This window comes from Micromonospora sp. CNZ297, from assembly GCF_007827625.1.
Window position 1 is genome coordinate 1 of the sequence record NZ_VISU01000054.1, and the last position, 10,611, is coordinate 10,611.

The 10,611-nt window shown below is 66.9% G+C and carries 10 protein-coding genes and 2 pseudogenes; 4 read left to right on the forward strand and 8 right to left on the reverse strand.

Annotated features, from left to right (window positions below):
* Positions 1 to 85: pseudogene (locus tag FB454_RS34400) on the forward strand (IS5/IS1182 family transposase); the annotation flags it as partial.
* Between the two features lie 153 nt (positions 86 to 238).
* On the opposite strand, the gene FB454_RS34405 reads toward FB454_RS34400, so the two are convergent.
* Entirely contained in the window at positions 239 to 466 is a 228-nt protein-coding gene (locus tag FB454_RS34405) for a hypothetical protein (RefSeq protein WP_186461722.1), read from the reverse strand.
* Positions 467 to 583: 117 nt separating this feature from the next.
* On the reverse strand, positions 584 to 1,030 hold the full coding sequence (locus tag FB454_RS34410) for an SHOCT domain-containing protein (protein ID WP_145824255.1): 447 nt from the start codon (positions 1,028 to 1,030) through the stop codon (positions 584 to 586).
* A 63-nt stretch (positions 1,031 to 1,093) separates the two neighbouring features.
* On the opposite strand from FB454_RS34410, the pseudogene FB454_RS35710 reads away from it, so the two are divergent.
* Together FB454_RS35710 and FB454_RS35715 are read left to right on the forward strand one after the other, a co-directional pair.
* Positions 1,094 to 1,318, forward strand: a pseudogene (locus FB454_RS35710) (winged helix-turn-helix transcriptional regulator); the annotation flags it as partial.
* 49 nt (positions 1,319 to 1,367) lie between these two features.
* Positions 1,368 to 1,742 (forward strand): hypothetical protein, encoded by a 375-nt coding sequence (locus tag FB454_RS35715; RefSeq protein WP_486485506.1) that lies wholly within the window; start codon positions 1,368 to 1,370, stop codon positions 1,740 to 1,742.
* A 339-nt stretch (positions 1,743 to 2,081) separates the two neighbouring features.
* On the opposite strand, the gene FB454_RS34420 is transcribed toward FB454_RS35715, so the two are convergent.
* From FB454_RS34420 to FB454_RS34445, 6 genes are all read right to left on the reverse strand, one after another.
* On the reverse strand, positions 2,082 to 3,263 hold the full coding sequence (locus tag FB454_RS34420) for an IS481 family transposase (RefSeq protein WP_145824257.1): 1,182 nt from the start codon (positions 3,261 to 3,263) through the stop codon (positions 2,082 to 2,084).
* A gap of 189 nt (positions 3,264 to 3,452) precedes the next feature.
* Positions 3,453 to 4,040 (reverse strand): endonuclease domain-containing protein, encoded by a 588-nt coding sequence (locus FB454_RS34425; RefSeq protein ID WP_145824258.1) that lies wholly within the window; start codon positions 4,038 to 4,040, stop codon positions 3,453 to 3,455.
* Positions 4,041 to 4,633: 593 nt separating this feature from the next.
* Positions 4,634 to 5,974: a site-specific integrase gene (locus FB454_RS34430; RefSeq protein WP_486485504.1), complete on the reverse strand. Its 1,341-nt coding sequence runs from the start codon at positions 5,972 to 5,974 to the stop codon at positions 4,634 to 4,636.
* Positions 5,974 to 6,171 (reverse strand): excisionase family DNA-binding protein, encoded by a 198-nt coding sequence (locus FB454_RS34435; protein ID WP_089008620.1) that lies wholly within the window; start codon positions 6,169 to 6,171, stop codon positions 5,974 to 5,976. Before FB454_RS34435 ends, FB454_RS34430 begins: the two co-directional genes overlap by 1 nt.
* A complete protein-coding gene (locus FB454_RS34440) occupies positions 6,168 to 7,787 on the reverse strand; it encodes a replication initiator (RefSeq protein ID WP_486485505.1) in 1,620 nt (539 codons plus the stop codon). Before FB454_RS34440 ends, FB454_RS34435 begins: the two co-directional genes overlap by 4 nt.
* 475 nt (positions 7,788 to 8,262) lie before the next feature.
* A complete protein-coding gene (locus FB454_RS34445; RefSeq protein WP_145824259.1) occupies positions 8,263 to 8,775 on the reverse strand; it encodes a hypothetical protein in 513 nt (170 codons plus the stop codon).
* Positions 8,776 to 9,490: 715 nt separating this feature from the next.
* Here FB454_RS34445 and FB454_RS34450 point away from each other — a divergent pair.
* A complete protein-coding gene (locus FB454_RS34450) occupies positions 9,491 to 10,285 on the forward strand; it encodes a voltage-gated chloride channel family protein (protein ID WP_145824260.1) in 795 nt (264 codons plus the stop codon).
* The last annotated feature ends 326 nt before the right edge of the window (positions 10,286 to 10,611 follow it).

Sequence of the window (10,611 nt, forward strand, 5' to 3'; positions counted from 1 at the left end):
GCGCTGCTGCCCACGCCGAGCGACCGCGATCGTGCAGGCCATCCTCGTCCTGCACCGCGTCGAAGCCGACCGCCACGCAGGATGAAAATGGCTCAATGCAGGTCGTTCGACCGTAACCGTACGTGCCGGTATGACGAAATCCGGGCGCCGCGGGGGTCAGGTTCCCCCGTCCGAGGGGTGAGCCCCAGGTAGCCGCGGCCCGGCCATGGTAGACGGTGACCGGGCCGCGGCGCGGGCTTCACTGGCCGCGGCGCTGCTGGTAGATCGGTAGCTGGGTGCGCAGAACCTGCGCGAACTCGGCACGCAGCTGGGCCAAGTCGATCGGTTCGGCACCCATGCGCTGGCCGAGCTCGGCCAGGGGCCAGGCAGCGAGGTAGCCGAACCGGACCGCGTACACCCCAACGGTGTGCAGGCCGTAGCTGTCGTAGTAGTCCATCAGCGTGTAGCCGAGCAGCTGATCGAGCAACCGGCCCGTCCCGTCGGTGTGGCCAGGAGTGGGTCAGCCTCGACCGCGCGCCGAGAGGTCACGGCTGAACCGGACGATCTCGGCGGGCTTCTCCTCGGCCATGAAGTGGCCTGTGGATCAGCCCAAGAGCCTCTTCTTCTGAACGAGGAACTCCTCTGAGGTCAGGACGCCAGCGTCCCGGAGCTGCGCCAACTTGGCGAGCTCGTCGGCGACCGAAATTCCCGGTTGAGGCGAGGCTGCTGCCGCCTGAGACGACTTGCCGAAGTCTGGATGGGCGCGGAACCACTGCTCAATCTTCTCGGCCGTTCCGTAGTTCACCGGGACTTCAGCGAGGGTTGTGCCGGATCCTTGGACAGTCAGGACCTGCTGCATCGACGAAGCCTTGAGTCGCTTCTTGTCGTCCCGGGTCGCCTTGCGAACCGAGAATCCAGAGATGTCGCGCATCATGACCCTAAAGGCGGAGAGCAGCTTCCCCGTCGGCCGGTACTCGACGCTGCCATCCGGGTACTCGAGGATGCTGCCGCTACCGAAACCCAATCCGTGCGAAACCGGCTTCTCGGCCATTGAGTGGTGCCTCCCTCGCTTGCTGCGAGGAAACTTTATATCAGGCTCCAAGCTGTAGGAGGGATGGCTGCACCGGAGGGCGCAGGAGCTGTTGTTTGCGCGGTCAGTGGCCGAAAGAGCCGGTCGATCGACCTCCGGGAGGCGATCCCGACCGCCAGTTCGGACGCACTATCCGACCGGCTGCGCGAGCTGACCGACGCGGGCGTCGTACGCCGTCGGCAGCTACCGCCGCCGGGCAACGTGCGCGTCTACGAGCTCACTGCGTGGGGTCGTGGCCTCGAGCCGATCGTGGTCGCGCTGGGCGCTGGCCGCCCCGCCGACCGCGGAACAGCTCTTCGTGAGCGCAGACAGCGCCATGCTGAGCATCCGCACCTTCGTCGCGTCGACGTCGGAGCGGCCCGAGGCGGCGCTCCGGATCGAACTACTCGACCACGGTCCCACCGGGGTGTTGGGTGTGCGCCTCAAGTCGGCCGACGCCGACGTCACCCACGAGCCGCCCGACGAGCCGGACGCCATCCTGGTCACCACGACGGATGCCTTCCTTGCCGCCTTCGGCAACGACGACCTGGCCGGGCTCGTAGCGGACGGCGCCGTCATCATCGGTGATCCCGAGGTCGTCCGCCATCTCATCGCGGGGGTGCGGGTCCCGGCCGCCACGGAGAAGTATTCCAACAGACCCGTCGGTCAAGGAGAGCGGGTGGATCGCCTCTAGAGGTAGTCCGAACGCGGTGCAGCCTTGATGCACACTCACGCGCCGCGATCCGCGCGCTACATGGCGTCTGTTTGGCCTTCGTGCGATTCAGTTCCGTGGTGCTGCGGCGGGGGACGGCTGTGATCGGAGCTCCCGCGGATGCGCCTCCACGCCGTGACATCCCACTCAGGCACGACTTCCGCTCCCGTCGGTTGGCGCGGGCGACCTGGGGTCGTGCCTGTCGGCGACGCGTGAAGACTGACCCCCAGGCAGCGGGCGAATCTAGACCCCCCTTCCAGTATCGGGGGTTGTGCGGCCCGGAGTCATGCCTGACACCACGTACTTGGCACATGGCTGACACTATTCGATCTTCTTCTTGGGCCGGCCTGTGGGCTTCTTGCCGCTGCCGTGATAGGTGCCGGGCGGTCCGAGGAGAACCTCGCGGATGAACTCGTGACCGTCGTAGAGACGCACAATGCCGCGCTCCTCGGTGGCGTGGATGGGTCTACCTGCGCGCTCCTTGCCGACGTTGATCTTGCGTTTGCGGTAGTTGATGGAGCCGTTCGGATTGACGCGCAGGGTTCGAGGCGCTACGACCGCACCGGTGGTGTCGCGGCCGGTCAGCGGCGTCGCCTTGGCGGTGGCGGCGTAGGTGTCCTGCGGAGTGGCGTAGGCCAGCGACTGATGAGGCCGCTCGACGTTGTAGTGCCAGCGGAAGGCGTCGAGCAGCCGCTGCAGCGATTCGATGCTGTCGGCGGGGCCGTGGTCGGCGTAGTACTCCTTGAACGTGCGGTGATAGCGCTCGAGCTTTCCGCAGGTCTGCGGGTGCCGGGGTCGGGCGTTCAGCTGCTGGACGCCAAGGGCCTTGAGTTGACGTTCGAACAACACGGTGCGCTTGTGACGCTTGCCGGTGAACGACAGCCCGTTGTCGCTGATCAGCTGCCGAGGCGGGCCGTGCTCGGCGATGGCCTGCTGCATGGCCGTCCAGGCCGCGGTGGTGCTGGCCGAGCGGCAGGCGTGTGCGGCGATGGCGAAGCGGGCGTGGTCGTCGACCACGTCGATGACCCAGGCCCGACTCCGGTCTGTGAGCCGGACTTCCGTCGCGTCGATCTGCCACAGGTCATTGGGCACCGGGCGTTCGAACCGCTTCCACGCGCGGCTGCGCCGGCGCGGCTGCACGCCGACGAGGCCGTTACGCACAAGGATCTGGTGAACCGTGGAAACTGCCGGCGGGTGGGCGCAGCCATGCCGCTGCAGTACTGCTCGGATCTTGCGGGCACCCCAGCGGGGATGCTGCTTCCGCAACGCCACGATCAGGTCCTCGGTCTCCGCCGGTGTCTGCCGAGGGCTATTCAAGGGCCGGCGTGAGCGTGGCTGCAGGCCCTCTAGGCCCTGATCGCGGTAGCGGATGCGGTACTCGTAGAACGTCTGCCGGGAGATGCCATAGCGGCGGCAGGTCTCGGCCACGGTCAACCCGTGGCGAGCCGGAGCCATCAGGATCTCCAACCACTGCTCGGTCAGCGTGATCACCTTCAGGGGCACAGACGTCGATGATCGACGTCGAGTCGAAGGTGTCAGGCATGACCCCGGAACGTTCTGTCACCCATCTGTCCGGGCCGCACAATAAAGATCAACCAGCGAAGGGGGTTCGTTTTCGGCCGTCGCCAGGGGGTCCGGTTTCAGCCGTCGTTGACAGTGCCGCTGCCCGACCCTGCCTGGCCGTTGCGGGTGTCATGCTAAGGACGCCGGGACGAGGAACCTGGCGTGAATTTCCGCTCGGCGTTGCTTCCGCCGCTGCGCCCAGTTCGGGTCGCAGACCCGGCAGCGGCACGGCGGATCCCACAGCGCCACCTTCCGGCGGTGCCGCTCCGCAGTCGCCCTCTTCCGCTGCTCAGTGAGCGGACATCCGGCCCGATCCAGGTAGGCGAGCGCGTTCCGCTCCCACGTTCCGTCTTCGTCGATGCCGGGAACCTTGCCCCACAACTCCAACTCGCCCAGCCAGCCGTTGCAGCTTGAACAGAGTAGACCTCGGATGCAGTCCCCGCAGGTGTTGTGATGGTCCGGGCAGCAGAGGTGGTCGTGGTCAATGTAGAGGGGCCTCGCGTCGGCCCCTCGCAGGTGTCCCCGCTTGCAGATGCCGCACACGCCGTCCTGGGCGTTGCGGAGCTGCCGGTACCGCTCTGCAGTGATTCGGTGCCGGCCGAGGGCCTTCGTGGGTAGGCCGAGCGCGCACACCTGCCATGGGTCTCGGTCTATGACGGCCAGCGCCAGCGACGTAAGCGCGGTGACGTCGATGGCGATGCCCTCGATTAGATTCATCCGCCCGCGATGCCTCCTCGCTGCGTGTCTTGAGGGATGATCCCATCGCTCTGCGATGGGCCGCGGCGAAGGGCAGAATGGCGGTGGAATGTGGGCGCGGGTCGACCCGGAGGATGGCCGTCATGACTGGGTCCGGCCGTGAAGGCTGTACCCTCTTCCCGCGGTGGCGATGGCGACGGCCGCCGAGATCGCAGGCTGCCAGAGCGTCGTTGCGGCCGGTCACCATGGGGCCCGGTGCAGCCATCGCTGGATGCGCCTTTGGTCAGCTCGGTGAGCTGCCTGACGGATGCCCGGAGGGACCGGCTTGGGAGCTGCGGGATGCGGTGTCAACGAGTGCAGCGACCATGTCGCAGCTGAGGGCCTGCCAGCCCGCGTCCGGCGTCCACACGAGCACCGCCCTGCATAACGAGGGACCGTGCCTGCCGGTCGGCCGCCAGCGGTCTCGTGCCGAGATTGGGGGAGCAGGTTGGGAGCAGACGGATGCACGGAAGGGCGTTGAACAGCGTCCAACGGCAGTGAACGGCATCTAGCTGCACCCACCACGACCTGCAAGCTCTCGTTTTCGCAGGTCAGAGTCGGTGCGGCGTCCTGCTTCACACCGAAGAGGTCACTGGTTCGATCCCAGTATCGCCCACGCAGGTCAAAGGCCACTTCCCGGCTTCGGGAGGTGGCCTTTCTGGCTGCGTACAGCAGCTTTGTACAGCAGTTCTCGTCAGCGGCTCAGTGAGTCGCCGAGGCGCTCGAGCGCTTCTCTCGTCTTTGTCGATGTGACCTGCGTGTAGATCTCCATCGTTACGGAGAAGCGGGCGTGCCTGAGCACCTGCATGGCGACTCTGGGATGGACGTCGAGGTCGGCCAGGAGCGTGGCGCAGGTGCGCCGGGCGTCGTGGACGGTGATCGGCTTGACGCCTGCCTTGTCGCACCGCGTCTGCCAGGAGCGTTGGAGGTTGCGGGGCTCGATCGGCTGTGCCGTAGCGGGTGGTGAAGACGAGGTCGGTTTCGTGCCACGCCTTGCCGGCGGCTGCTCTCGCCTCGTCGCGTTGCCCGCTCCGCAGTTTCAGGGCCGTGAGGCAGATGTCGGGCAGGGGGAGGGTGGCGTCGGATGCCTGGGTCTTGGTGTCGCGCTGCAGGAGCTGTCCGCGTACGCGTTGGAGCTGGCGGCCGATGGTCAGCTCTCCGGCGTCGAGGTCGACGTCCTCCCATGTCAGTCCCAGCGCTTCGCCCTTGCGGAGGCCGGTGACGAGGACCAGGGCGTAGGCGGCGTAGAGCGGGTCGTCGTCTGCCCTCGCGGACTCCAGGAACTTCCGTGCCTCGTCGCTCGACCAGGACCGACCCCGACGGCGGCGGACCGTGGCGAGGGTGACCGGCACTGCCGGGTTCTTGGTGATCAGGTCTTCGGCCTGGGCGTGGGTGAGGGCGGCCCGTAGCGCGGCCCGGATGTCGCTGACCGTGCGCGTCGACGGGACGGCTTGGCAGCAGCGGCCGACCGCGCAGCAGCGGCGCTTGTGCTGCGGGCGGGCGGTGTCCTTGCCCTGGGCGCAGCACTGGCAGGTGCGGGCGACCTGGTTGATCCAGGTCTGCACGTCGCGTGACTGGAGCCGGTCGAGTCGCTTCGCGCCGAGGCCGGGGGAGAGGTAGAGGCGGACGAAGGTTTCGTAGGTGGCGTAGGTCAGGGGTGCCCGGTTCGGCTTGATGATCTCGGTGAGCCAGTAGGTGAGGAAGGTGCCGACCGTGGGGACGGTGGTCGCCACCGGACCTTGCTTCGCCTGCTGGTGCAGTTTGATCCACTTGTCGTGGACGGCTTCACGGGTCTTGCCGTAGACGTACTTGCGGGTGCGCCGGCCGTCGGGCTTGGTGACCCAGACGTACGCGGCGAAGCCGTTGCGGTACGGGAAGATCGAGCCTTCGCCGTTGGCTCGTGCGCGTCCGGGCATCAGGCGGCCTCCTGGCGTTCGACCTGTTCGCGGATGTAGTCGTCGACCCATTCGGGGAGGATGCGGCGGTACTTGCCGTCCTTGATGGAGCGCAGCTCGCCGGTGGCGATCTTCATCTTGACCTTGGAAATGCCGAAGCCGAGCAGGACGGCGACCTCGGCGGGTGAGTACCAGCGCGGGGTCAGGTGTCGGCTCATGCGGCCACCCCCAGCCACGCCTCGTGGGCGAGTTCTTCCCGGCCGACGCGGCTGCTTTCGCGTCGCTGTCGGGCGGCGGTGTTGGCTAGGAATGCGTCGCCTTCGGTGAGCCAGCCGGAGCCGATGTAGGTGAGGGTGCCGACGGCGATGGTGTCGGCGGATTCGTCGTCTCCTTCTCGGCGGTAGGTGGCGCGGGTGTCGCGGAGCTGGCCGAAGGTGACGGAGTAGCGGCGGGCTTTGGTGAGGAAGTGGCCGCCGTAGCCGAGCATGTGTGCCCAGCGTCGCAGCCCGGCATAGGCAATCGGTTTGGTGTCAAGGCTGGCTTGACGGTCGTCGGCGGTGGCGGCGCCAATGGCCATATCGGCATGGACGGGCCTGCCGAGGTGCCAGCAGGCGTCGATGAGGCGGGCGACGTGGTCGCCTCTGGGGTCGGCGTAGTCGTCGATGGTGGCCGTGGTGAGTCGGGTGGAGGAGTGGCCGGTGGCTTCGGTGGCCTTGGTGGCGTACTTGGCGAGGTAGGCGGCCACCTTGCCGTCAGTCAGCTCGCCGCCAACGGTGTTGATGCGTCTGACGTCGACCTGCTCGCCCCAGGTGACCAGCCAGCCCTGCGGCTGGTCGGGGTGCGGGGGTGTGGTGACGGTGATCTGCCGGGCGGCGGCGTGGATCGCGTCTTCCAGGTCGTCAATGGTGATGCCGGCCGGTGGCGGTACGAGTGCTTCCGGGTCGTCGGGGTCAACGCCGTCCAGGCGCAACAGGACGTGGAAGTGCACCGCTCCCCGGCGTTGCATTTCGGCGACCTTGCCGTGGGACACCCGCACGGGCGGCACCCAGCGGACCTTGCCGGAGGCGGTGACGATGCCGACCTTCGGAATGCCGCGTCGACGGCACGTTGTGCCGACGTGGCGTTCGGCGGCCTGTTTGGTGCGTCGCCACAGCTCGCCGGAGAAGTAGTTCCAGACAACCTGGTGGTCGTGGTCGTAGCAGTCCAGGCACAGCGGCTGGCCCAGCCGCGGATCGTCTGCGTCGTGGCGGGCGAAGCACGACGTGGGCTGCCCGTGCGGGCAGGTTCCGGCGCTGCTGCGGGCGCGGCAGGGTGCGGGTCGGCAGTCGCAGCGTTGCCGGGTGCGGCAGGTGTGGTGGGGGACGTGGCGGTGGTGGACCGGGCCGAAGGACGGGGCGGTGAAGGTGGCGAAGACGACCGGGTGCCGGCCGACCGAGGCGGGGACGCCCTTGCCGCCGGTCAGTCCGCGACAGACGACTTGGTAGGCGTCGCCCTGGTAGACCCAGGCGCAGTCCGGGCACACCGATTCGCGGCGGTTGCCGCACGCCTTGTACAGCATGCGGTCGGGCAGCTCGTCGGTGTGCTGCTCGCTCAGGATTCGGCCGGTGTCGCGGTCGACGGCGGCGATGGTGCCTGTGAGGCGGATCGGGCGGGCGCATCCACCGGCGGGGCGGGTGTGCTCCAGCCAGCCGGAGAACTCCGGCGTGGCGGCGCGGTGCAGGACCTGGACGTCACGACCGGCGGCGAGGCCGGGGCGGTAGGTGGTGAAGATGGCTCTCTCCTCTTGCGGGGGTGGCAGGGACGGGAGACGAAGCACCACCAGCCGTGGACGCATGTCCGCTGGTGGTGTTCGTCGTGTCCCATGGCACCGCCGAGAGGGCGGCTGACGCCGGAGGGCGGAATCGTGGTGGTGCCACTGCCCGCCGATGGGTCATGTCCTTTCGCGCTCGTGGACCTGATGAATGGGCCGGCACGGGTGGGGAGCCTGGACTGTCGGCATCCGGCGGATTGCCGCAGGCTGCCCCCACCCGTGGAGATGAGCGAATCCGGGCCATCGCGGACGGCGGGGAGGCCGTACTGGGTCGCTTAGTGGATTCAAGCCGGCATGGTGGCCGGGGTGATCGAGAGCGGGCGGGACGTGGCCTGCACCAGCGGCAGAAAGGCCGCTCGGCATCTCCGACGTCGAGTCCAGCGATCCGGCAGGAAGGCCGCGCTGGCGCGCTCGATGAGCGCCAGAGTAGCACCGGGTACCGACACGTCAACCCGTCGTGATCCCGCTCCACCGACTTGGCATCTCACGTTTTTGCGGGTCAGCAGACGCACTCGAAGGACAAGCCGCTACTCGCTGGGGTCGCGATCCAGGCTGCTCGGATAGGGCCATGCCGCTGCGTCTCCGCCCAGGTATCGAACAGCGCTGCGGCGCGGAGCGGCCCGGTGGGAGCGAACTTGAACCCCGTGTCCTGGACGTCGAGCCGGTCAAGGCCGACCAGGTCGGCCTCGTCGTCGAAGGCCATCCCCAAGTCAAGCTGCCACAGTTCGGGCTGCCGGTAGGGATCATCTCGGTCACCGACATCAGCGATGGCCAGTTGCCGGGTGAAGGTCAGAATCAGGCGGCTGTCGCTCCATGACCGTCGGCCCCACTGGATGATGAAGCCATCGGCATCGGAGTCCGGAGTCGGGTCGAGGCCGTCGATGTCCAGTTGCAGGAACTCAGCGAACGCACCCCATGCCGCCTCGACGTCGGTAACTGAGTCCTGCTCGACGCCATGCCGTCGCAGGATCTGCGCGAACTCGTCAACGCTGGTCCGCCAAGGGATGTGCACGTACTCAGCATGCCCTGATGGACCCGGCGGCTGCCGGCCGGTGTGGGAGGACTTTCTGTACGTCTATCAAGGCGGCCCTGAACGGGCCGCACGCGCCGCCGCCTGGGCGCGTGTCCGTCGCTTCGCTGACGCTTCGACTCCGGCCACGCAACACGCCCGGCGGCTGGCGCGGAAGTGGGGAGCCCAAGGGGCCGCCGCAGAGCGACAAGTGTATCGACCGGGTGGGGGTGGGCCGGCAGCCGGCCGGGCCGCGCGGCCACGTGCCCGCGCGGCGCAGGGGAGCGCACGTCGGCCGCGTCGGCGAGCTGGTGGCGGTGGCGGGGTTGCGGTTACTGCGCCTCCGGCGGGGGCGCTCGGGCTCCGAGATGGTTGCAACCCGTCGGCCGTGTTGCGGTCCGTGGGTGGTTGCGCGGACCATCCCGTCAGCCGACGACCCGGGCGAGCCGAGCAGACCACCGCCCGACCCGCCAGCGTCCGACCGCGTGTCAAGGCCGTCTTGACGTGGCGGGCCGGACGGCAGCCAGCTCCCCAGGAGGGCGGGTCGACGGCAGACGGGATGGATGAGTGGCTTAAGCGTGAAACGTGTTCAGCGACTTGCGGCGATCGATTGCCCAACTAGGACGGTGGTGGCTAAGCTCGGAGCCCTGTCTATTTGCGGCTCAGAGAAACAGAATCAAAGCCGACGCATGATGTACTGCCTGGAGGTATGGCCAGAATGAGCCCTCTGCATAGAGATGTTCGTCGCCAGACCAAACGTCACCGGACTACTATTGGCCCGGCTGAACTCTACCTAGATGACGTTCAGGACATCGCAATAGCTTTAGAGAACTTCGGAGGCAAGAACCCGCCAGAAGATGAGCTGGCTGTCGAATCGGCTAGGGCTGACGAGGACGAGAGCGGTGGTGACAACGGGTCGAATTATGCCCCCCGGTTTCATAATGTGGAAGTAGCGGCCGACGACGCCGTTGCTGACAGTGTCGATGACCTCAGACATGCGACGGCTGAAGAGCTTGGGTTCTTATCGTTGACCACCAAAGATGACCGGGTGCGAATCGACCTGTGGCTACGGAACGCGGACATCGCCGTGAAGTCGACAGATGCAGAAGCTCGTGCAATAGCAGAGGATATAGCTGAGTTTATTCGCAAGCGGCGAACCTGGCGCGGTTTCTTTAAAGTTCTTCCTAAGGGGTCATGGCTTGCAGTTTTAGTGCCCCTTACTCTCAACGCATTTAAAGCAATCGAGGAATTGCGGAAGACGGAGCCAGATATGGTGAGCGTTTACGTGACTTTCGGAATATCGACCGGACTTATTCCTTTGGCGCTGTTGGGTGCTGCGGTGTATCTGGTGCGGGCAACCGGATCCATACACGTTGTCCCCGAGTGGCGCGCTAATGCGAGAGGTATTAGTAAGCGAGGCCAGAGGGACCTGCTCATCGTTCTTCTGGGCGCAGTTATCGGTGGAATCATCGCTGGCGTACTGGGCTTCTGGAATGGGCTGCTTGCGAAGTAGCTGCAGGTCCATGTGTGAGGCGGCCTAGGTTCCGCTTCAACGTCTGACGCCGGATCTGGGTGACCAACTGGGTCACGATGAGCACGAGCAACGCTGGACGTCCATGGAATGCGGCGGACCGTCCGGGCAGCTGAGCCCTGCTGCTGGTCCAGCTCGTCGAAGGCGGGTGGTTCGTTCACGCCGAAGATGTCAAGCTCCGCCGCGAGACGGCAGCCGACGGAGCTTGACATCCTAGTACGGCAGCCGCCGTTCGGGATCATGGCTGGAGTTCGAGGTTGAGGCGTCGGGTGTAGTGGGCTTGGCGGGCTCGGGCTTGATGCTGGCGC

Bases quoted from the DNA above. Each gene is read 5' to 3' on its own strand.
- FB454_RS34440 (WP_486485505.1), bottom strand. From the start codon at position 7,787: ATGCGTCCACGGCTGGTGGTGCTTCGTCTCCCGTCCCTGCCACCCCCG.
- FB454_RS34410 (WP_145824255.1), bottom strand. From the start codon at position 1,030: ATGGCCGAGAAGCCGGTTTCGCACGGATTGGGTTTCGGTAGCGGCAGC.
- FB454_RS34435 (WP_089008620.1), bottom strand. From the start codon at position 6,171: ATGAGCCGACACCTGACCCCGCGCTGGTACTCACCCGCCGAGGTCGCC.
- FB454_RS34450 (WP_145824260.1), top strand. From the start codon at position 9,491: ATGAGCCCTCTGCATAGAGATGTTCGTCGCCAGACCAAACGTCACCGG.
- FB454_RS34425 (WP_145824258.1), bottom strand. From the start codon at position 4,040: ATGAATCTAATCGAGGGCATCGCCATCGACGTCACCGCGCTTACGTCG.
- FB454_RS34430 (WP_486485504.1), bottom strand. From the start codon at position 5,974: ATGCCCGGACGCGCACGAGCCAACGGCGAAGGCTCGATCTTCCCGTAC.